Origin of the sequence: Streptomyces sp. NPDC096040 (genome assembly GCF_040303265.1) — a bacterium.
Taxonomy (GTDB): domain Bacteria; phylum Actinomycetota; class Actinomycetes; order Streptomycetales; family Streptomycetaceae; genus Streptomyces.
Map to the genome: position 1 here is coordinate 72459 of NZ_JBEOTA010000024.1, position 22430 is coordinate 94888.

Sequence of the window (22430 nt, forward strand, 5' to 3'; positions counted from 1 at the left end):
ACCGATGACTCTCACCGTGACGACCGGGGACCGGCACGCCGGCCTGGCACGAGGCTGCCGGCCGCGTGGATGCCGCGCGCCTGCACGGCGTGTGCACGGTCGTCGGGTCCGGTACGTCATCGGAGACGAGCCGGGCCAGGTAAACGGACGGCGATGGCAGCGCCCCTCTGGGGGCGCGGGGCTGTATTCGATTTGCGGCTACCGCCGCGCGGGCGCGAGCAACCACTGACGGCCTGCAGCCGATAGACAACCCCGTCGCCCCACGGCGAATAGTGTCTCTTCACACGCACTCACCGTGAGGTTTCCGCATGCCCAGCGACTACTTCTTCCCTGACCCCACCGGTCAAGTCCCCAGCGCCGAAGGCTACTTCGGCGCCTTCGGCGGCAAGTTCATCCCGGAGGCCCTTGTCGCCGCCGTGGACGAGGTCGCCGTCGAGTACGACAAGGCCAAGCACGACCCCGAGTTCGCCCGGGAACTCGACGACCTCATGGTCAACTACACCGGCCGCCCCAGCTCCCTCACCGAGGTCCCGCGCTTTGCCGCGGAAGCGGGTGGCGCCCGGATCTTCCTCAAGCGGGAGGACCTCAACCACACCGGCTCGCACAAGATCAACAACGTGCTCGGCCAGGCCCTGCTCACCAGGCGCATGGGCAAGACCCGGGTGATCGCGGAGACCGGCGCCGGCCAGCACGGCGTGGCGACGGCCACGGCCTGCGCCCTGTTCGGCCTCGACTGCACCATCTACATGGGCGAGATCGACACCAGGCGCCAGGCCCTCAACGTGGCCCGGATGCGCATGCTCGGCGCCGAGGTCATCGCCGTGAAGTCCGGCAGCCGCACCCTGAAGGACGCCATCAACGAGGCGTTCCGTGACTGGGTGGCGAACGTCGACCACACCCACTACCTCTTCGGTACGGTCGCAGGCCCGCACCCCTTCCCGGCCATGGTCCGCGACTTCCACCGGGTCATCGGCGTCGAGACCCGCCGCCAGCTCCTGGAGCGGGCCGGCCGCCTCCCCGACGCGGCGATCGCCTGCGTCGGCGGCGGCTCCAACGCCATCGGCCTCTTCCACGCCTTCATCCCCGACGAAGGCGTCCGCCTCATCGGCTGCGAGCCCGCGGGGCACGGCATCGAGACCGGCGAGCACGCCGCCACCCTCACCGCCGGCGAGCCCGGCATCCTGCACGGCTCCCGGTCCTACGTCCTCCAGGACGAGGAGGGCCAGATCACCGAGCCGTACTCGATCTCGGCCGGTCTGGACTACCCGGGCATCGGCCCGGAGCATTCCTACCTCAAGGACTCGGGCCGCGGCGAGTACCGCGCGGTCACCGACGACGCGGCCATGCAGGCCCTGCGCCTGCTGTCCCGCACCGAGGGCATCATCCCGGCCATCGAGAGCGCCCACGCCCTTGCCGGCGCCCTGGAGGTCGGCAGGGAACTCGGCAAGGACGGGCTGATCGTCGTCAACCTGTCCGGCCGCGGCGACAAGGACATGGACACCGCCGCGCGCTACTTCGGGCTGTACGACACCGACGCCGAGGTCGCCGCCGACGCCACCGACACCGCCGAGATCGAGGGGGACGCCAAGTGAGCGGGAACATTCATCTGCTGTCCGACACCCTCGCCGGTGCCAAGGCCGAGGGACGCTCCGCGCTCATCGCCTACCTCCCGGCCGGGTTCCCGACCGTGGCCGGCGGTATCGAGGCGATCAAGGCCGTCCTGGACGGCGGAGCCGATGTCGTGGAGGTCGGGCTGCCGCACAGCGACCCGGTGCTCGACGGTCCGGTCATCCAGACCGCCGACGACATCGCCCTGCGCGGCGGCGTCAAGATCGCGGACGTCATGCGCACGGTCAAGGAGGCCTACGCGGCCACCGGCAAGCCGATCCTCGTCATGACGTACTGGAACCCCATCGACCGCTACGGCGTCGAGCGCTTCACCGCGGAACTGGCCGAGGCCGGCGGCGCGGGCTGCATCCTGCCCGACCTGCCCGTCCAGGAGTCCGCCCTGTGGAGGGAGCACGCCGAGAAGCACGGCCTGGCGACGATCTTCGTCGTGGCGCCGAGCAGCAAGGACGAGCGGCTCGCGCAGATCACGGCGGCGGGCAGCGGCTTCGTCTACGCGGCCTCCCTGATGGGCGTCACCGGCACGCGTGCGTCGGTCGGCGCGCAGGCCCAGGACCTGGTGGAACGCACCCGGGCCACCGGCACCGAGCTGCCCGTCTGCGTCGGCCTCGGCGTCTCCGACGCGGCCCAGGCCGCCGAGGTCGCCGGCTTCGCCGACGGCGTGATCGTCGGCTCGGCCTTCGTGAAGCGGATGCTGGACGCGCCGGACGACGCGGCCGGCGTGACGGCCGTCCGGGAACTCGCCGGTGACCTGGCGAAGGGCGTGCGCGGACAGGCGTAACTGCACACCGCGGAACGTCCGGTCACTCGAACGGGTGGACCTGGGACCGGGGAGGCGCGGTGCGCCTTCCCGGTTCGTTCTGGTGGTGTGAGCGAGAAGAATCGTGACGGAAAGCGGACGGCCCGCGAGCGGATCGCGGCCGACCGCGAGAAGCAGAAGGCCGCGGAGAAGCGACGGCGCGGGCTGATCGTGGGCGCGGGCGTCGTCTGCGTCCTCGGCCTGGCGGCGGTGATCGGCGTGGTCGCCGCGAACGCGGGCAAGGACAAGAAGAGCGAGAGCTCGGGCCCGGTCGTGGCGCCCTCGGGCGCGCAGGGCAAGGACAGCCTCGCGATCCCGGTCGGCAAGGACGACGCCAAGGCGACGCTCACCGTCTGGGAGGACTTCCGCTGCCCGGCCTGCCAGGCCTTCGAGACGGCGTACCGCCCGACGCTCCACGAGCTGACCGACTCCGGCAAGCTCAGAATCGAATACCACCTGGCCACACTGATCGACGGCAACCTCGGCGGCAGCGGCTCCCGGAACGCGGCCAACGCGGCGGCCTGCGCCCAGGACGCGGGCAAGTTCCGCGACTACCACGACATGCTGTACGAGAACCAGCCCGAGGAAACCGACGACGCCTTCTCGAACAACGACAAGCTGATCGAGCTGGCCGGCAAGGTCCAGGGCCTGAACACGCCGACGTTCCAGAAGTGCGTCAAGGACGGCAGGCACAACGCCTGGGTCGTGAAGTCCAACAAGGCCTTCCAGGCCGGCAAGTTCGGCGGCACCCCGACCGTCCTGCTCGACGGCAAGAACATCTACCAGGACCGGACCATGACCCCGGCCAAGCTGAAGCAACTGGTGGAGGACGCCAACAAGGGGTGAGCGGGACGAGCGATTCTCACGCCCCTGTTATGGAGCCGTAGCCGGGCTGGTTGCCGTCGGCCCGGTCCGGCACGGTAGCGTCGACCCTGCCATGGAAACACTTGCCTACATTCCCAGCCCTTCGCGCGGAGTGATCCACCTCGGTCCCATCCCGCTGCGTGGCTACGCCTTCTGCATCATCATCGGTGTCTTCGTAGCCGTCTGGCTCGGAAACAGGCGCTGGATCGCCCGGGGCGGCCGGACCGGCACCGTGGCCGACATCGCCGTCTGGGCCGTACCGTTCGGCCTGGTCGGCGGGCGTCTCTACCACGTGATCACGGACTACGAGCTGTACTTCAGCGAGGGCCGTGACTGGGTCGACGCGTTCAAGGTGTGGCAGGGCGGCCTCGGCATCTGGGGCGCGATCGCGCTCGGCGCGGTCGGCGCGTGGATCGGCTGCCGGCGCCGGGGCATCCCGCTGCCCGCCTACGCCGACGCCATCGCCCCCGGCATCGCATTCGCCCAGGCGATCGGCCGCTGGGGCAACTGGTTCAACCAGGAGCTGTACGGCCGCGAGACACATCTGCCGTGGGCCCTGCACATCACCTCCTCCGAGGGGGGCCGGGTTCCCGGCTACTACCACCCGACCTTCCTCTACGAGTCGTTGTGGTGCATCGGCGTCGGCTTCCTGGTGATCTGGGCCGACCGCCGCTTCAAGCTGGGGCACGGGCGGGCGTTCGCGCTGTACGTCGCCGCGTACTGCGTGGGCCGCGGCTGGATCGAGTACATGCGCGTCGACGATGCCCACCACATCCTCGGCCTGCGGCTCAACGACTGGACCGCGATGATCGTGTTCCTGCTCGCGGTGCTGTACATGGTGCTGTCCGCGAAGAAGCGGCCGGGCCGGGAGGCGGTGGTCGAGCCAGGCGTCTTGGACGGTGACACCGAGGCCGACGGTACTGGTGAGGCCACCGAGGCCGCTGAGCCCTCTGACACCGCTGAGGCTGCCGAAGCCAAGGAGGCTCCCGAGGGGGAGGCGTCCGAGAGCGAGGCCGAGCACGAGGCCGAAGCCAAGGACGAGGCCGGGTCAGCGACCAAGAAGAGCTGACCTGCCGATACGACGAAGAGGGCGCCCGGGATCGAACCGGGCGCCCTCTTGGTATGCGGGAAGAAATCAGCGGCGGGTGCTCAGGGACAGGGTTCTGCGGGCCGTTGCCACCACCGCCGCGTCGATGAAGCTGCCGTCCGGGAGGGCCTGGGCACCCTGTTCCGTGGTGGCCGCCTTGAGGATCTTCTCGGCGTGTTCCAGTTCGGCCTGCGTGGGGAGGTAGGCCCGTTCGATGATCGGGAGCTGGCGGGGGTGGATTGCGGCGCGGCCCAGGAAGCCCAGGGCGCGGCCGTGGGCGCAGGAGGCGGCGAGGCCCTTGAGGTCGCGGGTGTCCGGGTGGACCGACTGGGGCGGTGGGGCGAGGCCCGCGGCCCGGGCGGCGACCACGATCCGGGAACGGGACCAGTCGAGGCCGGTGTCCTCGCATACCCCCAGGTCGGCCTGGAGGTCCGCCTCCCCGAGCGAGATGCCCCGCAAGGCGGGGTGAGCGGTGGCGATGGCGTGCGCGTGTTCGATGCCGAGGGCCGATTCGAGGAGGGCGTAGAGGGGGAGGGCGGCGCTCCGGGCCGCGATGTGGTGGATGTCGTCGGGACCGGTCACCTTGGGGAGACGCAGACCGGCCAGGCCGGGGAGGCCGAGCAGGGCCTGGAGGTCGGCCGCGGCCCAGGGGGTGTCCAGGCCGTTGATCCGGACATGGACCGGGACCGCCTGGGGGTCGCCGAGGAGGTCGGCGGTGGCGGCGCGGGCGCAGTCCTTGCGGTCGGGGGCGACGGCGTCCTCCAGGTCGATCACCACCACGTCCGCGCCGCACGCCAGCGCCTTGGCGACGACATGCGGCCGGTCACCGGGGACGTACAGCCAGGTCAGCGGGAAGGGGGCGGTGGTCATACGGCGCCCTCCTCGCGCAGGGCCAGCAACTCGGCCGGGGTCAGGCCCAGTTCGGTGAGGACCTCCTCCGTGTCGGCGCCGTGCGGACGGCCGGTCCAGCGGATCGCGCCGGGGGTGGAGGAGAGCCGGAAGAGGACGTTCTGCATGCGCAGTGGCCCCAGTTCGGGGTCGGGGACGGTGGTGATCGTGTCCAGCGCCAGGTACTGCGGGTCGTCCATCACGTCCCGGACGTCCTGGATGGGGGCCACCGCCGCCTCCGCCTTCTCGAACTCGGCCAGCACCTCGGCGCGGGAGCGGGTGGCGATCCAGTCGCCGACGGCCGCGTCGAGGACGTCGGAGTGCGCGGCCCGGTCGGCGCCGGTGGCGAACCACGGCTCGTCGATCAGCTCCGGGCGCCCGACCAGCCGCAGTACGCGTTCCGCGATCGACTGGGCCGAGGTGGAGACGGCGACCCAGGTCCCGTCCGCCGTGCGGTAGGTGTTGCGCGGGGCGTTGTTGGCCGAGCGGTTGCCGGTGCGCTTCTGGACGTAGCCGAGCTGGTCGTACCAGGTGGGCTGGGGGCCGAGGACGGTGAGGATCGGTTCGATGATCGCCATGTCGACGACCTGGCCCTCGCCGGTGCGGTCCCGGGCGGCGAGCGCGGTCATCACGGCGTACGCGGTCGCCAGCGCCGCGATGGAGTCGGCGAGCCCGAACGGCGGCAGCGTGGGCGGGGCGTCCGGTTCGCCGGTGATCGCCGCGAAGCCGCTCATCGCCTCGGCGAGGGTGCCGAAGCCCGGCCGGTGGGCGTAGGGGCCGAACTGGCCGAAGGCGGTGACCCGGGTCAGGATCAGCCGGGGGTTGGCGGCGGAGAGTTCCTCCCAGCCGAGGTCCCACTTCTCCAGGGCGCCGGGCCGGAAGTTCTCCACGATCACGTCGGCGGTGGCGGCGAGCCGGAGCAGCGTGGCGCGGCCACCGGGCTTGGACAGGTCGAGGGTGATGGCGCGCTTGTTGCGGCCGAGCAGCTTCCACCACAGGCCGACGCCCTGCTTGGCCGGGCCGTGCCCCCGGGAGGGGTCGGGTTTGGTGGGGTGCTCGACCTTGACGACCTCGGCGCCGAAGTCACCGAGCAGGGTGGCGGCGAGGGGGCCGGCGAAGAGCGTGGCCAGGTCGAGGACGCGCAGGCCGGCGAGGGGCTGGGGCTGTGTTGTCGTACTCATGCGGTGTACTGGGCCTCGATCTCCGGACGGTACGGCATGGACGTCGACGCCCCCGCCCGTTGCACGGCGAGCGCGGCCGCGGCCGCCGCCCAGGACAGGGCCTCCCGGACCGGCTTCTCCTCGGCGAGGGCGACCGCGAGGGCCCCGACGAACGTGTCGCCCGCGCCCGTCGAGTCCACGGCGGTCACCCGGGGCGCGGGGATGACGAGGGGCGCGGCGACACGGGTGAGGTAGAGGCTGCCGGCCGCGCCGAGGGTGAGCACGACCTGCGGCACCAGACCGAGCAGGGCGGCGGCCGCGTCGCGCGGGTCGGCGTGGTCGGTGAGGGCGGCCGCCTCGCGCTCGTTGAGCACCAACAGGTCGATGTTGTCGAGGAGTTCGGAGGGGAGAGGGCGGGCGGGAGACGGGGTGAGGATGGTCCGGACGCCGTGCCGGCGGGCGGCCTGCGCACCGGCGACGACCGCGGGCAAGGGGATCTCCAGCTGGAGGAGGAGAGTGTCGGCGGAGGCGATGACGCCCTCGTCGCCGGGGGCGAGATGGTCGACGGTGCCGTTCGCGCCGGGGATCACGACGATCGCGTTGCCGCCCTCGTCGTCCACGACGATGTGCGCGGTGCCGGAGGGGCCTTCCATCGTGCGCAGCGAGTCGGTGTCCACACCGGAGTGTTCGAGGGTCTCCCGCATCCGGGTGCCGTAGGCGTCATGGCCGACCGCGCCGATCATCGAGACGGTGGCGCCGGCGCGGGCGGCGGCGATCGCCTGGTTGGCGCCCTTGCCGCCGGGGACCGTACGGAACTCCCGTCCGGCCACGGTCTCGCCGAGCTGCGGGGCCTTCTCGACGTACGCGACGAGATCCATGTTCGCGCTGCCGAGTACGGCGATATGGGTCATGGGCGGGTCGCCTCCAGTTGGGTGAGGTGGGCGAGGGTGTCGAAGCCGGTGCCGTCGAACCCGGCGACGGAGGTGGCGAGTCGGTTCTTGAGCGGGGTCGTCCAGCGGTCGGGGAGGGCGTCGGGGTCGCCGGCGAGCAGCCCGGCGACGGAGCCGGCCGTCGCGCCGTTCGAGTCGGTGTCCCAACCGCCGCTCACCGCACGGCAGACGGAGCCGGTGAAGTCGCCGTTCGCGTGGGTGAGGGCGGCGGCGATCAGGGCGGTGTTGGGGATGGCGTGCACCCAGTGGTGGGTGGGGGAGTGGACGGCGTGGAGTTCGTCCACGACGGTGTCGAAGTCCTCGTGGGCGCCGGCGATGCGGATGGCGTGGTCGACGGCCTCGGCGAGCCGGGATCGGGGCGGGACGACGGACCGGCCGGAGCGCAGACAGGCGTGGATGTCGTGGGTTCCGGTGGCGGCGGTGGCGATGGTGGCCGCCGTGAACATCGCCGCGTAGACGCCGTTGGCCGTGTGGGTGAGGGCGGCGTCGCGATGGGCCTGTTCGGCCGCGGCGGCCGGGTCGCCGGGGTTGGTCCAGCCGTGTACGTCGGCGCGGATCAGGGCGCCGATCCACTCGCGGAAGGGGTTGCGGTGGCGGGCGGTGTGCGGGGGTTCGATACCGGTGAGGAGGTTGCGGTAGGCGATGCGCTCGGCGGTGAAGGCCCGGCCGGCGGGGAGTTCGTCGAGCCAGAGGGCGGCTACGTCGGTGGTGCTGAAGCCTCTGGTGTGGCGTTGGAGCAGGAGGAGGTTGAGGAGGGGGTAGTTGAGATCGTCGTCCTCGGGCATGCCGTCGATGTTCTCGACGAGGGAGGTGGCGGCGGAGCGGCGGTTCCAGGGGTGGGCGGAGAGAAGGGCGGCGGGGACGCCGCGGGCGGTGAAGTAGTGGTTCAGGGGCCAGTTGCCGGCGGAACGGGCGAGTTCGCGGATGGCGTGGAGGGGGAGTTTCTCGACGGGTTTGCCGAGGAGGCAACCGACGGCTCGGCCGAGCCAGGCGGCGTGGTAGCTGCGCGTGGGTGGGGGCTGGGGGCTGGGGGTTTCGCTTACCGGCGCCGACAGGGTGCCGCCGCGCCCACCCGCCCCCACTCTCGGCTTCGCTTGCGCGGGGGGACCCCCATCGCCCCAGCGGCACGACTGCCCGCAGCTATGTGGCCGGCGCGAGTGGAGCGCCCCGTCAGGGGCGCGGGGCACTGCGCGATCGGCCACATCGTGCCCGCAGGCGCACGACGGGTCGCAGGGCCCTCCCCCTCGCGTGGTCGGCCACTTGGGACACAGCGCCTTGATCTCGTCCAGAGCCGTCGGCTCGTTCAACCGGCTCGGCAGGTCCGCCAGTTCGTCCAGCAGGTCCTCCGCCAGTTGCCGGAGATAGCGCGACGCCCGGTCCGGTGACGCGCCCGCGCGGCTCGGCGCTTCCGCGCCGCCCGCCACCCGCCAGCGCGCCTCGACGGCGCCGGGCTCCCGGCCGTCCTGCCGGGCCTGGCGGATCTCATGTCCCAGCAGGTCCTCCGGCTGGACCCAGGTCAGGCGGAGCATCCCGCGCCCCCGAGGCGAGCGAAGGACTCCTCGTGGGCGCGCCGCAGGCCCGTGTCGCGGGTGAAGATCTCCCTGGTCACGGCGGTCAGCGTGCGGGGCGGCTCCCAGAGGTCGAGACGGCTTGCCTCGGCGACCCGCTTCGACCACTCCGCCGGCACGGTGGAGCCCAGCGCACCGGCGATCGCGCCCGCCATCGTGGCGATCGAGTCGCAGTCGCGGCCGTAGTTGACGGACCCGAGGACGGCCTGGCGGTAGTCGCCGTCGGCCACCAGCAACATGCCGAGCGCGACGGGGAGTTCCTCGATCGCGTGGAGGCGGGAGGGGCGGCGGGCGCCGAGGGAGGGGGCGCGGTAATCGGGGCCGACGGTGTCATAGGGGGTGACCGCCTCGCGGAGCGGGGTGAGCGCCGACTCGAAGTCGGTGTGGTGTGCGGCCACTTCACAGACCGCTTCGATCGCCGTTCGGGTGCCGTCCTTCGCCAGGGACAGGCACGCGCTGACGACGGAGTCCGGTGTCGCCCCGGGCGTGGCCGCCGCTGCCACCGCCGCGGCGAAGACGCCCGCCGCCTCCCTGCCGTACGACGACTGGTGGGCACCCGCGATGTCCAGGGCCTCGGCGTAGGCGGCGCGCGGGTTCGCCGCGTTGACCAGACCGACCGGGGCCATGTACATCGCCGCGCCGCAGTTGACGATGTTGCCGGCGCCGGCCTCGCGGGGGTCGGCATGGCCGTAGTGGAGGCGGGTCGCCAGCCACTTCTCGGCAAGGAAGATCCGGTGGAGAGGGATGGTCTCGGTCTCCAGCTCGGGGATCCAGCGGGGGGTGGTCATCAGATCGGGGACCAGGTGGTCGGCGATCGCGTAGGCGTCGAGGTGGTCGCGGACGCGGTCGTACACCCGTACCAGCGCATGGGTCATCAAGGTGTCGTCGGTGACGTGCCCGTCGCCCTTGTGGTACGGGGCGATGGGGCGGGCGGTGCGCCAGGCGTCGCCGTTCCAGGGGCCGACGATGCCGTGGACGCGGCCGCCGTGGCGTTCGAGGATCTGGTTGGGGGAGTAGCCCTCGACCGGACCGCCGAGAGCGTCGCCGACAGCGGCCCCGACGAGGGCTCCGGTGATCCGTTCGTCCAGCGAAGCTCCGGTGCTTTCTTGTACTTTGGGCGTCATGCACCGAATCATCCACCTGGATGGGCCGGTTGTGTGGCTTCCAGGAGTTCGGCGAGTTCCACGAGGTCGGTGCCGGTGAGGCGGGGCAGGGCGCAGCCGGAGAGGGTGCGGCAGGCGTCCCGCCAGGGCGACGGGATCGAGTCGCCGCCGCCGAGGGCGCCGGTGAGCGCACCGGCCAGGGCGGGGGCCGAGTCGGCGACCCGGGAGAGACAGGCGGCGGCGGGGACGGCCTCGGCGATCCGGCCGCGCGCGGCGGTCGCGAGGGCGAGGGCGACCGGGACGGTTTCGGCGGCGGCGATGCCGTAGCTGTAGACGTGGTCGACGATTTGGTGTTCGAGGAGCGGGACGAGGGCGAATGCCGTGTCGGCTGTGCCGGTGAGGGTCAGGGCGTGGCGGGCGTTGCGGCCGATCTCGGTGGCCTCGGGGAGTTCGGTGAGCGCTGCGGCCACGCAGGTCTCCACCTCGGCGCCGACGAGGGCGAGCGCGAGGGCCGCCGCCATGGCGCGGGCGCCGTGCACTCCGTCGCCGTCCTGGGTGTAGCGGGCGTCGAACTCGGCGAGGTCGGCAGCGCGTTGGGGGTCACCAGGGTGGGCGACGGCCAGTGCGCAGGCACGGACGCAGGCGGCGTCGTCGAAGTAGTGCGGGTTGTCGTGGCCGGTGGCGGGCGGGCGCAGACCGGTGGCGAGGTTGCCGAGGCCGGCGCGGACGGAGATACGGGCGCGCAGGGGGAGGACGGCCGACTCGATCTCGGGGGCGCGTTCCGCGGCGGCGGCGACCTCGGAGGCGACGGCGGTCCAGGTGAGGTCGATGGCGGCGCGGGTACGGAGCTCACGGCTGAGGTCGGCGAGGGCGGTGTCGTCGCCGGCGCGCAGGACGGCTTCCGCGGCGAAGGCAGCCCACTCGGCGTCGTCCGAGGGGCCGAGACGGAGAGGTTCGGGGGACTGGTTGAGGGCGATGGGGACGGGGAGGGTGGTGGTGGCGTTCTGCTCGGCGAAGGTGTCGAGTTCCCGGGTGAGACGGCGGGTCCACTCCGGCATGCGGGCGGCGCGGTGCCGGGCGGCGGGCCAGCCGGCGGCGTCGCCCGCGGCGAGGCCGAGCAGAAGCCCCTCGATACGGCGCCGGTTCACCGCTGGACCTCGCTGCGACGTCGCGGCTCGGTCGGCAGGGCGGCCGGGGTGAAGAGCCGCTCGGTCGGCAGAGGGGCCGGCGTCGGGGGTCGCGGCTGGGTCCGTGTCACCGTCCCCGTCAGCAGCTCCGCCACCTCCAGTACATGCTGCCCCGCCATCGACGGCAGGCAGCTCCCCCGGGCCGGGCCGATCGCCGCGCCCCACTCCGTCGGGATCGCCCCCTCTCCCTGTGTCGCCCCCGCCAGCGCGCCGGCCACCGCGGCCGTGGTGTCCGCGTCGCGCCCCATGTTGACGGCCGTCAGCACCGCGTCCCGGAAGTCGCCGTCCGCCGCCGCGTACGCCCCGAAGGCCAGGGCCACCGCCTCCGGGGCCAGGTCGGTCCACGGGTATCCGCCGATGACGACCGCCGAGCGGACGGCCCGTTCGCCCCGGTGAGCCACCGCGACCGCCCGGCGCAGGGAGCGTGCCGTCCACGAGTCGTCCGGTACCACCGCCAGCGCGGCCGCCACCACCGCCGTCGGAGGCGCTCCCGCCATCGCCGCCGCCACGCCCGCCGCCACCGCCTGGCCGCCGTAGATTCCCTCGCCCTCGTGGCTCACCGAGCCGTCGATCGCGACCAGCCGGGCCGCCTCGGCGGGCCGCCCCGCCGCGAAGACGCCGAAGGGGGCCGCCCGCATGGCCAGGCCGTCGCTCCAGGCGTGCCGGTGCTGGGCGGAGATGGGGGCGGCGAGTCCCCGGCGGAGGTTCTCCAGGGTGCCGCGCTCGCTGAAACCGGCGCCCTTGAAGGGGCCCTCGGCGCGGTCGGCGATCCACTCGTGCCAGGCCGCCTCGACATGGGCCGGGGTGAGTGCCGAGCCGTGGCGGGCGAGGAGGAGGCCGGAGAAGATCGCGTATTCGGTGTCGTCCGTGCCGGCCGGGGTGTCGGTGACGTACCCCTTGATGCGGCCCCAGCGGGCGCGGATCTCGGAGGGCTTCATGTTCTCCGCCGGCGCCCCGAGCGCGTCGCCCACGGCCAGGCCCAGCAGCGCGCCCCGCGCCCGGTCGTGCAGCTGGGAGGCGCGCTCGTCGGGGGCGGGGACCGGCGGCGTACAGACGATCGATGACATGGGCGGGCCTCTCCGGGAGGGGTTTCACGCCGGGGCGCGGAACCGTTTGCGGATGTGTCCCACCAACGGCGGTTGACCGCAGCCTGAGTGGCCTCCACATCACCCGGTCGACATTTGTGCAGCACATCGCACAAGTGAGCGTAAAGGGTAAAGCCGCAGGTTAGCCCAGCCTTTCCTTGCTGGCGACGGGGAATGTCAGGGCGTAGTGTCCACGTTGTCGAAAGATGGAATCAGTCCAAACTTAGCTTTGCCTCAGCTTATTCGGGGCTTGTTCAAGACCTCTTGGGGGACCCACATGGCCGTCATCGAGACTCAGGCGACACTGCACGAGGCGCACCGCGACAACCACACCCACCGGGATGTCAACGGAGGGTGGCTGCGGCCCGCCGTCTTCGGCGCCATGGACGGGCTCGTCTCCAACCTCGCCCTGATCACCGGTGTCGCGGGCGGGGCCGTCAGCCACCAGACCATCGTCATCACCGGGCTTGCGGGACTCGCCGCCGGCGCCTTCTCCATGGCGGCCGGCGAGTACACCTCCGTCGCCTCGCAGCGTGAGCTGGTCGAGGCCGAGCTGGACGTGGAGCGGAGGGAGCTGCGCCGGCATCCGCAGGACGAGGAAGCCGAGCTTGCCGCACTGTACGAGGCCAGAGGGGTCGAGGCGCCGCTCGCCCGGGAGGTCGCCCGGCAGCTGTCCGTCGACCCGGAGCGGGCGCTGGAGATACACGCCCGCGAGGAGCTGGGTATCGACCCCGGTGACCTGCCCTCGCCGCTGGTCGCCGCCGTGTCCTCCTTCGGCTCGTTCGCGCTGGGCGCGCTGCTGCCCGTGCTGCCGTACCTGCTCGGCGCCACCACGCTCTGGCCCGCCCTGCTGCTCGCGCTCTTCGGACTGTTCGGCTGCGGTGCCGTGGTCGCCAGGGTTACCGCGCGGACCTGGTGGTTCAGCGGCCTGCGGCAGCTCGCGCTGGGTGGCGCGGCGGCCGGTGTGACGTACGCCCTGGGCAGCCTGTTCGGAACCGCCGTAGGATAGTGCGACTGGTACTTATGCGTTGGGCCGCATAAGTAGCCGTTACTCACTGGTTTCGAACGCTTAACCACCGGGCATGAGCCGTAAGCACCGCAGGCAAGGGCGCCTGACGTGCACCTGTGGGGTGACGACGACGCTCACCCTCGCCCCCCGCGGACCGATGGACACGGATCTGTCCGGATAGGTCCCCCACCACCCTCACCGCATCAGCGGTACCCCGCCGTACACCCCTGCGGCGTCCGCATGTTGGAACGGTGTATCCAGTTCCCGAGAACCGCTCCATCATGTAACCTGCGTGAAATTTCGCAACAATAACGCAGAGGGCCAGCGTCGTCCCTCGGCACCTGCTATATGCCACTGACGACGACGGGAGAGCCGATGCGTACGCCGCGCCAGCCGTCCCAGCACTCCACGAATGGCCAGAACTGGTCGTTCATGGATGCTCGCCCTGCTGCACAGGGTATGTACGACCCCCGCAACGAGCACGACGCCTGTGGCGTCGGCTTTGTGGCCACCCTCACCGGCGAGGCGAGCCACGCGCTGGTCGAGCAGGCGCTCACGGTTCTGCGCAACCTGGAGCACCGCGGCGCGACCGGCTCCGAGCCCGACTCCGGCGACGGCGCCGGTCTCCTCTCCCAGGTGCCCGACGCCTTCCTCCGTGAGGTGGCCGGATTCGAACTGCCGGCGGCCGGCTCGTACGCCGTCGGTACCGCCTTCCTCCCCGAGGACGGCATCCAGGACGCCGTCTCGCGGATCGAGACGATCGCGGGCGAGGAGGGCCTCACCGTCCTCGGCTGGCGCGAGGTTCCGGTCGCTCCGGAGCTGCTCGGCGCCACCGCCCGCTCCACCATGCCGGTCTTCCGGCAGATCTTCGTGACCGACGGCGTCAGCGAGGGCATCGCGCTGGACCGCAGGGCGTTCGTGCTGCGCAAGCGCGCCGAGCGCGAGGTGGGCGTCTACTTCGCCTCGCTGTCCGCCCGGACCATCGTCTACAAGGGCATGCTGACCACCGGCCAGCTGGAGCCCTTCTTCCCGGACCTGTCCGACCGCCGCTTCGCGTCCGCGATCGCGCTCGTGCACTCCCGGTTCTCCACGAACACCTTCCCGTCGTGGCCGCTCGCGCACCCGTACCGGTTCGTCGCGCACAACGGTGAGATCAACACCGTCAAGGGCAACCGCAACTGGATGGTCGCCCGCGAGTCCCAGCTGGTCTCCGACCTGTTCGGCCCGCAGGAGAAGCTGGACCGCGTCTTCCCGATCTGCACACCCGACGCCTCCGACTCGGCGTCCTTCGACGAGGTGCTGGAACTCCTGCACCTGGGCGGGCGTTCGCTGCCGCACTCCGTGCTGATGATGATCCCGGAGGCGTGGGAGAACCACGACTCCATGGACCCGGCCCGGCGCGCCTTCTACGGCTACCACGCCACGATGATGGAGCCCTGGGACGGCCCGGCCTGTGTCACCTTCACCGACGGCTCCCAGGTCGGCGCCGTTCTCGACCGCAACGGTCTGCGCCCCGGCCGCTACTGGGTCACCGACGACGGCCTGGTCGTCCTCGGCTCCGAGGTGGGCGTCCTCGACATCGACCCCGCCAGGGTCGTCCGCAAGGGCCGGCTGCAGCCCGGCCGGATGTTCCTCGTGGACACCGTCGAGCACCGGATCATCGAGGACGACGAGATCAAGGCGACCCTCGCCGCCGCACAGCCCTACGCCGAGTGGCTGGAGGCCGGCGAGATCGAGCTGAGCGATCTGCCCGAGCGCGAGCACATCGTCCACACCCACGCCTCGGTCACCCGCCGCCAGCAGACCTTCGGCTACACCGAGGAAGAGCTGCGCGTCATCCTCGCGCCGATGGCCAAGGCCGGCGCCGAGCCGATCGGCTCCATGGGCACCGACTCGCCGATCGCCGCGCTCTCCGAGCGCCCGCGGCTGCTCTTCGACTATTTCACCCAGCTGTTCGCGCAGGTCACCAACCCGCCGCTGGACGCCATCCGCGAGGAGCTGGTCACCTCCCTGCGCTCCTCGCTCGGCCCGTCCGGCAACCTGCTGGAGCCGACCGCCGCGTCCTGCCGCTCCGTCGTGCTGCCCTTCCCGGTGATCGACAACGACGAGCTGGCCAAGCTCATCCACATCAACGCCGACGGCGACATGCCCGGCTTCAAGGCCGCGACCCTGTCCGGCCTGTACCGCGTCTCCGGCGGCGGTGACGCCCTCGCCGCCCGGATCGACGAGATCTGCGCCGAGGCCGACGCGGCCATCGAGAACGGCGCCCGCCTCATCGTCCTGTCGGACCGGCACTCGGACGCCGAGCACGCGCCGATCCCGTCGCTGCTGCTCACCGCGGCCGTCCACCACCACCTCATCCGCACCAAGCAGCGCACCCAGGTGGGCCTCCTCGTCGAGGCCGGTGACGTCCGCGAGGTCCACCATGCAGCCCTGCTGATCGGCTTCGGCGCCGCCGCGGTCAACCCGTACCTCGCCATGGAGTCCGTCGAGGACCTCACCCGCGCGGGCACCTTCCTGCCGGGCATGGACTCCGAGCAGGCCATCCGCAACCTGATCTACGCCCTCGGCAAGGGCGTCCTCAAGGTCATGTCGAAGATGGGCATCTCGACGGTCGCCTCCTACCGTGGCGCCCAGGTCTTCGAGGCCGTCGGTCTCGAAGAGGGCTTCGTCAACAAGTACTTCAGCGGCACCGCCTCCAAGATCGGCGGCGTCGGCATCGACGTCATCGCCAAGGAGGTCGCCGCCCGCCACGCCAAGGCGTACCCGGCCTCCGGCATCGCGCCGGCCCACCGCGCCCTCGACATAGGCGGCGAGTACCAGTGGCGCCGCGAGGGCGAGCCGCACCTGTTCGACCCGGAGACGGTCTTCCGCCTCCAGCACTCGACGCGTGCCAACCGCTACGACATCTTCAAGAAGTACACGGACCGGGTGAACGAGCAGTCCGAGCGCCTGATGACGCTCCGCGGGCTCTTCGGCTTCAAGTCCGGCATCGAGGGGCGTCAGCCGATCTCCGTCGACGAGGTCGAGCCCGTCTCCGAGATCGTCAAGCGTTTCTCCACCGGCGCCATGTCGTACGGCTCCATCTCGCGCGAGGCCCACGAGACCCTCGCCATCGCCATGAACCAGCTGGGCGGCAAGTCCAACACAGGTGAGGGCGGCGAGGACCCGGACCGTCTCTACGACCCGGCGCGGCGCAGCGCCGTCAAGCAGGTGGCGTCCGGCCGGTTCGGCGTGACCTCCGAGTACCTGGTCAACGCGGATGACATCCAGATCAAGATGGCCCAGGGCGCCAAGCCCGGCGAGGGCGGCCAGCTGCCCGGCCACAAGGTCTACCCGTGGATCGCCAGGACCCGGCACTCCACCCCGGGCGTCGGCCTGATCTCCCCGCCGCCGCACCACGACATCTACTCCATCGAGGACCTGGCCCAGCTGATCCACGACCTCAAGAACGCGAACCCGCGGGCGCGGATCCACGTCAAGCTGGTCTCGGAGGTCGGCGTCGGCACGGTCGCGGCCGGTGTGTCCAAGGCGCACGCGGACGTCGTGCTCATCTCGGGTCACGACGGCGGTACGGGCGCCTCCCCGCTCACCTCGCTGAAGCACGCGGGCGGCCCCTGGGAGCTCGGCCTCGCCGAGACCCAGCAGACCCTGCTGCTCAACGGCCTGCGGGACCGGATCGTCGTCCAGACCGACGGCCAGCTGAAGACCGGCCGTGACGTGGTCATCGCCGCGCTGCTCGGCGCCGAGGAGTTCGGTTTCGCGACCGCGCCGCTCGTCGTCTCCGGCTGCATCATGATGCGCGTCTGCCACCTCGACACCTGCCCGGTCGGCGTCGCCACCCAGAACCCGGTGCTGCGCGACCGCTTCACCGGCAAGGCCGAGTACGTCGTGAACTTCTTCCGGTTCATCGCCGAGGAGGTCCGCGAGATCCTCGCCGAGCTGGGCTTCCGCTCCATCGAGGAGGCCGTCGGCCACGCGGAGGCGCTCGACGTCACCCGTGCCGTCGACCACTGGAAGGCACAGGGCCTGGACCTGTCCCCGCTCTTCCATGTGCCCGAGCTGCCCGACGGCGCCGCGCTGCACCAGACCGTCCCGCAGGACCACGGCCTGGAGAAGGCCCTGGACAACGAGCTGATCAAGCTCGCCTCGGACGCCCTGGGCGCATCCAGCGCCACCGACGCCCAGCCGGTCCGCGCCCAGATCAAGGTGCGCAACATCAACCGCACGGTCGGCACCATGCTCGGCCACGAGGTGACGAAGAAGTTCGGCGGCGCGGGTCTGCCCGACGACACCATCGACATCACCTTCACCGGCTCGGCCGGCCAGTCCTTCGGTGCCTTCCTGCCGCGCGGTGTCACGCTGCGCCTCGAGGGCGACGCCAACGACTACGTCGGCAAGGGCCTCTCCGGCGGCCGTGTCATCGTGCGTCCCGACCGCAACGCCGACCACCTCGCCGAGTTCTCCACGATCGCGGGCAACACCATCGCCTACGGTGCGACCGGCGGCGAGCTGTTCCTGCGCGGTCTTACGGGCGAGCGGTTCTGTGTCCGCAACTCCGGTGCGCTGGTGGTCGCGGAGGGCGTGGGCGACCACGGCTGCGAGTACATGACCGGCGGTCACGCGGTGGTCCTCGGTGAGACGGGCCGCAACTTCGCGGCCGGTATGTCCGGTGGCATCGCGTACGTCATCGACCTGGACCGCGACAACGTCAACGTCGGCAACATCGAAGCCGTCGAGGCCCTGGACGACGCGGACAAGCAGTGGCTGCACGACGTGGTGCGCCGCCACGCCGAGGAGACCGGCTCCACGGTCGCCGAGAAGCTGCTCGCCGACTGGGACGCGGCCGTGCAGCGGTTCAGCAAGATCATCCCCAGCACGTACAAGGCAGTGCTCGCCGCCAAGGACGCCGCCGAGCGAGCGGGTCTCTCCGAGACCGAGATCACCGAGAAGATGATGGAGGCGGCGATCAATGGCTGACCCGAAGGGCTTCCTGAACCACGGCCGTGAGGTCGCCAAGACCCGTCCCGTCACCGAGCGCGTCCAGGACTGGAACGAGGTCTACGTCCCGGGCTCGCTGCTGCCGATCATCAGCAAGCAGGCCAGCCGGTGCATGGACTGCGGCATCCCGTTCTGCCACAACGGCTGTCCGCTCGGGAACCTGATCCCCGAGTGGAACGACTTCGCCTACCGCGAGGACTGGACGGCGGCCTCGGAGCGCCTGCACGCCACCAACAACTTCCCGGAGTTCACGGGACGGTTGTGCCCGGCTCCCTGTGAGTCGGCGTGTGTGCTCGGCATCAACCAGCCGGCCGTCACCATCAAGAACGTCGAGGTCTCGATCATCGACAAGGCGTGGGACGAGGGCACCGTCGCCCCGCAGGCCCCCGAGCGCCTGTCCGGCAAGACCGTCGCCGTGATCGGCTCGGGCCCGGCCGGCCTCGCCGCCGCCCAGCAGCTCACCCGGGCCGGCCACACGGTCGCCGTCTACGAGCGCGCCGACCGCATCGGCGGCCTGCTCCGCTACGGCATCCCCGAGTTCAAGATGGAGAAGCGGCACATCAACCGCCGTATCGAGCAGATGCGCGCGGAGGGCACCCGCTTCCGTACCGGCATCGAGATCGGCCGCGACCTCAAGGCGACCGACCTGAAGAAGCGGTACGACGCGATCGTCATCGCCGCCGGTGCCACGACCGCCCGTGACCTCCCCGTCCCCGGGCGGGAGTTGAAGGGCGTCTACCAGGCGATGGAGTACCTGCCCTTGTCGAACAAGGTCCAGGAGGGCGACTACGTCATCCCCCCGATCTCGGCCGAGGGCAAGCACGTGGTCGTCATCGGCGGTGGCGACACCGGCGCCGACTGCGTGGGCACCGCCCACCGTCAGGGCGCGGCCTCGGTCACCCAGCTGGAGATCATGCCCAGGCCGGGCGAGGACCGGGCGCCGCACCAGCCGTGGCCGACCTTCCCGATGCTCTACAAGGTCACCTCGGCGCACGAGGAGGGCGGTGAGCGGGTCTACTCCGTCTCCACCACCCACTTCGAGGGCGACGAGGACGGCAACGTCCAGTGGCTGCACCTCACCGAGGTGGAGTTCATCGACGGCAAGCTCACCCCGAAGCCGGGGACCGAGCGCAGGATCCCGGCCCAGCTGGTGACGCTGGCCATGGGCTTCACGGGCACCGACCGGGTAAACGGCCTGGTCGAGCAGTTCGGCCTGGACCTCGACGAGCGCGGCAACATCGCCCGCGACGCCGACTTCCAGACCAATGTGCCGGGTGTCTTCGTCGCCGGTGACGCGGGCCGCGGCCAGTCCCTGATCGTCTGGGCGATCGCGGAGGGCCGCTCGGCCGCCAAGGGCGTCGACCGCTTCCTGACCGGAGCGAGCGAGCTCCCGGCCCCGATCCGCCCGACGGACCGCTCGCTGATGGTCTGACCGACCCCGAAGAACGTCCCGTACAAAGGCGTACGGGCGGGTTATCTGGGGGGACATCCCCCAGACCCCCCGATGCGGCGCCTGCCCGCCAGTCCCCGACCGGACGACTGGGCAGGTGCCGCAGCATTTCCGTGATCAAGTAATCTCGGGCTCCTGACCATGAGTCGAGGGGGGCAGGGAGATGGCCGCGATCAGTCTCAGCAAGGTGCAGGAGTCCGCGCCCGCGCTGGTCGGCTCCTACCGGTCGGCCGGGATCTCCCTCACCAAGCACGGACTCGACGGACTCCGCGCCGCCGTCTACCTGGTCGTCGACTACTCCGGTTCCATGAAGCCGTACTACGCCGACGGCAGTGTGCAGTCCCTCGCCGACCGGGTGCTGGGCCTCTCCGCGCACCTGGACGACGACGGCCGGGTCCCCGTCGTCTTCTTCTCCACCGATATCGACGCGGTCACCGACATCGAACTCGCCGAGCACCAGGGCCGTATCGAGAAGATCGCGGCCGGGCTCGGGCACATGGGCAAGACCAGCTACCACCTGGCCATGGACGCCGTCATCGACCACTACCTCGACAGCGGCGCCACCGCGCCCGCCCTGGTCGTCTTCCAGACCGACGGCGGCCCGATCAACAAGCTCGCCGCCGAACGCTACCTGTGCAAGGCGGCGAAGCTGCCGCTGTTCTGGCAGTTCGTCGGCTTCGGCGACCCGCACAGCAAACAGTTCGACTTCCTGCGCAAGCTCGACGAGCTGGCGGTGCCGGGCAAGCGGGCGGTGGACAACGCGGGCTTCTTCCACGCCGGTTCGGACCCGCTGAAGCTGCCGGACGGACAGCTGTACGACCGTCTCGTCGGCGAGTTCCCGCAGTGGCTGGCGGCGGCGCGGGCGGCGGGCATCGTACGGACCGACTGAGCCGATCGACTTCACGCGGCACCGTTGGCTGTCGGGGTCCTGTCATGCCACCCTGAGGGGTGATCCGGCGGGGAGGCGACGCGACGTATGGACGACGCGGCACGAACGGTGAACGGCACGGCACGGGTGGGGAGTTCGGCGGCCAGGGAGAACCCGCCGGGCAAGGGTGAGAAGCTCGCGGACTGGGCCGACGGGCGGCTCGGGATCTACGCCCTGGCCAAGGCCAACATGCGCAAGGTGTTTCCGGACCACTGGTCCTTCATGCTTGGCGAGGTCTGTCTCTACAGCTTCCTCATCCTGATCCTCACGGGCATCTACCTCACCCTCTTCTTCGAGCCCAGCGGTGCCGAGGTCGTCTACCACGGCTCCTACGAGCCGATGAACGGCATCATCATGACCAAGGCGTACGAGTCGACGCTGCACATCAGCTTCGACGTGCGCGGCGGCCTGCTGATCCGGCAGATCCACCACTGGGCGGCGCTGGTCTTCGTCGCCGGGATGCTCGTCCACATGATGCGGGTCTTCTTCACCGGCGCCTTCCGCAAGCCGCGCGAGGTCAACTGGCTGTTCGGCTGGACCCTGCTGTTCCTGGCCATCCTCACCGGACTGACCGGCTACTCGCTCCCGGACGACCTGCTCTCCGGCACCGGCGTCCGGTTCGCCGACGGGGCGATCCTGTCGATCCCGATCGTCGGGTCGTACATCTCGATGTTCCTGTTCGGCGGGGAGTTCCCGGGCCACGACATCATCTCGCGGTTCTTCCCGATCCACGTACTGCTGCTCCCCGGGATCATGCTCGGGCTGGTGGTGGCCCATCTGATCCTGGTCTTCTACCACAAGCACACCCAGTACCCCGGGCCCGGACGCGACCAGAAGAGCGTCATCGGCATGCCCTTCCTGCCCGTCTACATGGCCAAGGCCGGCGGCTTCTTCTTCCTCACCTTCGGCATCCTGGCGATCATCGGCGGTATCGCCACCGTCAACCCGGTGTGGGCCTTCGGCCCCTACCGCCCGGACCTGGTGACCACCGGCGCACAGCCCGACTGGTATCTCGGCTTCTCCGAGGGGCTGATCCGGGTGATGCCCGGCTGGGAGATCAACGCCTGGGGTCACACCCTGAACCTGGGTGTCTTCATCCCCTTCTCGCTCTTCCCGCTCTTCCTGCTGGCCATCGGCGTCTATCCGTTCATCGAGGCGTGGATCACCGGCGACAAGCGCGAGCACCACATCCTCGACCGGCCGCGCAACGTCCCCGTCCGTACCGGCCTCGGCGTGGCCTGGCTCAGCGTCTACTTCGTACTGCTGATCGGTGGCGGCAACGACATCGTCGCCACCCATCTCCATCTCTCCATCAACTCGATCACCTGGTTCGCGCGGATCTCCGTCTTCGTCGTCCCCGTCCTCGCTTTCATCACCACCAAGCGGATCTGCCTGGGCCTGCAGCGCCGCGACCGCGACAAGGTGCTGCACGGCAGGGAGACCGGCCTCATCAAGATGCTTCCGCACGGCGAGTACATCGAGGTCCACGAACCCCTCACCCAGGAGGGCCTGTTCGTCCTCACCCAGCACGAACAGAACCCGCCGTACGAACTCGGCGTACTGGAGGACGCGAACGGGGTACGCCGGAAGGCCACGGGCTCCCAGCGGCTCCGGGCAGGCCTGGCCAAGGCGATGTTCGGCCCCGACACGCACATCCCGAAGCCGACGCAGGAGGAGTACCGGGAAGTCACGAGCGGGGATCACCACTAGTCGCCCCGAGGTACA

16 protein-coding genes and 1 pseudogene are annotated in these 22430 nt (G+C 70.9%); 10 read left to right on the top strand and 7 right to left on the bottom strand.

Annotation, left to right across the window (positions count from 1 at the left end; genetic code table 11):
* Positions 1-4 precede the first annotated feature (4 nt).
* The 5 genes from trpM (at position 5) to lgt (ending at position 4358) form a co-directional block, all read left to right on the top strand.
* The gene (gene trpM, locus ABTY98_RS42405; RefSeq protein ID WP_502994386.1) at positions 5-229 is read left to right on the top strand and encodes a tryptophan biosynthesis modulator TrpM; all 225 of its coding nucleotides are present in this window, start codon (positions 5-7) and stop codon (positions 227-229) included.
* Between the two features lie 79 nt (positions 230-308).
* Positions 309-1592: a tryptophan synthase subunit beta gene (gene trpB, locus ABTY98_RS29725; RefSeq protein ID WP_352224123.1), complete on the top strand. Its 1284-nt coding sequence runs from the start codon at positions 309-311 to the stop codon at positions 1590-1592.
* Complete coding sequence (gene trpA, locus ABTY98_RS29730; protein ID WP_352224124.1) at positions 1589-2407, top strand: tryptophan synthase subunit alpha; 819 nt, start codon at positions 1589-1591, stop codon at positions 2405-2407. Before trpB ends, trpA begins: the two co-directional genes overlap by 4 nt.
* Before the next feature lie 87 nt (positions 2408-2494).
* Positions 2495-3271, top strand: coding sequence for a DsbA family protein (locus ABTY98_RS29735; protein WP_352224125.1), 777 nt, complete (start codon positions 2495-2497; stop codon positions 3269-3271).
* A gap of 91 nt (positions 3272-3362) precedes the next feature.
* A complete protein-coding gene (lgt, locus tag ABTY98_RS29740; protein WP_352224126.1) occupies positions 3363-4358 on the top strand; it encodes a prolipoprotein diacylglyceryl transferase in 996 nt (331 codons plus the stop codon).
* Between the two features lie 66 nt (positions 4359-4424).
* Here the strand turns inward: lgt and ABTY98_RS29745 are convergent, their stop codons facing one another.
* From ABTY98_RS29745 to ABTY98_RS29775, 7 genes and pseudogenes are all read right to left on the bottom strand, one after another.
* Positions 4425-5246 carry an HpcH/HpaI aldolase/citrate lyase family protein gene (locus ABTY98_RS29745; RefSeq protein ID WP_352224128.1) on the bottom strand — a complete coding sequence of 274 codons (822 nt, stop codon included), beginning with the start codon at positions 5244-5246 and terminating at the stop codon, positions 4425-4427.
* Positions 5243-6445, bottom strand: coding sequence for a CaiB/BaiF CoA transferase family protein (locus ABTY98_RS29750; RefSeq protein WP_352224129.1), 1203 nt, complete (start codon positions 6443-6445; stop codon positions 5243-5245). The genes ABTY98_RS29745 and ABTY98_RS29750 overlap by 4 nt, the downstream gene beginning before the upstream one ends.
* Positions 6442-7335, bottom strand: a complete 894-nt coding sequence (gene rbsK, locus ABTY98_RS29755) for a ribokinase (RefSeq protein ID WP_352224130.1) — start codon at positions 7333-7335, stop codon at positions 6442-6444. Before rbsK ends, ABTY98_RS29750 begins: the two co-directional genes overlap by 4 nt.
* Entirely contained in the window at positions 7332-8903 is a 1572-nt protein-coding gene (locus ABTY98_RS29760; protein WP_352224131.1) for an ADP-ribosylglycohydrolase family protein, read from the bottom strand. The genes rbsK and ABTY98_RS29760 overlap by 4 nt, the downstream gene beginning before the upstream one ends.
* Complete coding sequence (locus ABTY98_RS29765; protein ID WP_352224132.1) at positions 8891-10066, bottom strand: ADP-ribosylglycohydrolase family protein; 1176 nt, start codon at positions 10064-10066, stop codon at positions 8891-8893. The genes ABTY98_RS29760 and ABTY98_RS29765 overlap by 13 nt, the downstream gene beginning before the upstream one ends.
* Before the next feature lie 8 nt (positions 10067-10074).
* Positions 10075-11364 carry an ADP-ribosylglycohydrolase family protein gene (locus tag ABTY98_RS29770; protein WP_352224182.1) on the bottom strand — a complete coding sequence of 430 codons (1290 nt, stop codon included), beginning with the start codon at positions 11362-11364 and terminating at the stop codon, positions 10075-10077.
* Positions 11310-12299 (bottom strand): annotated as a pseudogene (locus ABTY98_RS29775) (ADP-ribosylglycohydrolase family protein); the annotation flags it as partial. The gene ABTY98_RS29770 and the pseudogene ABTY98_RS29775, both read right to left, overlap by 55 nt.
* A 295-nt stretch (positions 12300-12594) precedes the next feature.
* On the opposite strand from ABTY98_RS29775, the gene ABTY98_RS29780 reads away from it, so the two are divergent.
* The 5 genes from ABTY98_RS29780 (at position 12595) to qcrB (ending at position 22415) form a co-directional block, all read left to right on the top strand.
* Positions 12595-13326 carry a VIT1/CCC1 transporter family protein gene (locus ABTY98_RS29780; protein WP_352224133.1) on the top strand — a complete coding sequence of 244 codons (732 nt, stop codon included), beginning with the start codon at positions 12595-12597 and terminating at the stop codon, positions 13324-13326.
* Positions 13327-13701: 375 nt separating this feature from the next.
* The gene (gltB, locus tag ABTY98_RS29785) at positions 13702-18306 is read left to right on the top strand and encodes a glutamate synthase large subunit (protein ID WP_352224134.1); all 4605 of its coding nucleotides are present in this window, start codon (positions 13702-13704) and stop codon (positions 18304-18306) included.
* Positions 18299-19759, top strand: a complete 1461-nt coding sequence (locus ABTY98_RS29790; protein WP_352224135.1) for a glutamate synthase subunit beta — start codon at positions 18299-18301, stop codon at positions 19757-19759. Before gltB ends, ABTY98_RS29790 begins: the two co-directional genes overlap by 8 nt.
* Positions 19760-19940: 181 nt before the next feature.
* Positions 19941-20666 carry a vWA domain-containing protein gene (locus tag ABTY98_RS29795; protein ID WP_352224136.1) on the top strand — a complete coding sequence of 242 codons (726 nt, stop codon included), beginning with the start codon at positions 19941-19943 and terminating at the stop codon, positions 20664-20666.
* 87 nt (positions 20667-20753) lie between these two features.
* Positions 20754-22415, top strand: coding sequence for a cytochrome bc1 complex cytochrome b subunit (gene qcrB / locus ABTY98_RS29800; RefSeq protein WP_352224137.1), 1662 nt, complete (start codon positions 20754-20756; stop codon positions 22413-22415).
* Positions 22416-22430 lie beyond the last annotated feature (15 nt).

Excerpts from the sequence above, each read along its gene's own strand:
- gltB (WP_352224134.1), top strand. The coding sequence starts at position 13,702 with ATGCGTACGCCGCGCCAGCCGTCCCAGCACTCCACGAATGGCCAGAAC.
- ABTY98_RS29745 (WP_352224128.1), bottom strand. The coding sequence starts at position 5,246 with ATGACCACCGCCCCCTTCCCGCTGACCTGGCTGTACGTCCCCGGTGAC.
- lgt (WP_352224126.1), top strand. The coding sequence starts at position 3,363 with ATGGAAACACTTGCCTACATTCCCAGCCCTTCGCGCGGAGTGATCCAC.
- ABTY98_RS29765 (WP_352224132.1), bottom strand. The coding sequence starts at position 10,066 with ATGACGCCCAAAGTACAAGAAAGCACCGGAGCTTCGCTGGACGAACGG.
- ABTY98_RS29790 (WP_352224135.1), top strand. The coding sequence starts at position 18,299 with ATGGCTGACCCGAAGGGCTTCCTGAACCACGGCCGTGAGGTCGCCAAG.
- trpM (WP_502994386.1), top strand. The coding sequence starts at position 5 with ATGACTCTCACCGTGACGACCGGGGACCGGCACGCCGGCCTGGCACGA.
- trpB (WP_352224123.1), top strand. The coding sequence starts at position 309 with ATGCCCAGCGACTACTTCTTCCCTGACCCCACCGGTCAAGTCCCCAGC.
- qcrB (WP_352224137.1), top strand. The coding sequence starts at position 20,754 with ATGGACGACGCGGCACGAACGGTGAACGGCACGGCACGGGTGGGGAGT.
- ABTY98_RS29750 (WP_352224129.1), bottom strand. The coding sequence starts at position 6,445 with ATGAGTACGACAACACAGCCCCAGCCCCTCGCCGGCCTGCGCGTCCTC.
- rbsK (WP_352224130.1), bottom strand. The coding sequence starts at position 7,335 with ATGACCCATATCGCCGTACTCGGCAGCGCGAACATGGATCTCGTCGCG.
- ABTY98_RS29780 (WP_352224133.1), top strand. The coding sequence starts at position 12,595 with ATGGCCGTCATCGAGACTCAGGCGACACTGCACGAGGCGCACCGCGAC.
- ABTY98_RS29760 (WP_352224131.1), bottom strand. The coding sequence starts at position 8,903 with ATGCTCCGCCTGACCTGGGTCCAGCCGGAGGACCTGCTGGGACATGAG.
- ABTY98_RS29795 (WP_352224136.1), top strand. The coding sequence starts at position 19,941 with ATGGCCGCGATCAGTCTCAGCAAGGTGCAGGAGTCCGCGCCCGCGCTG.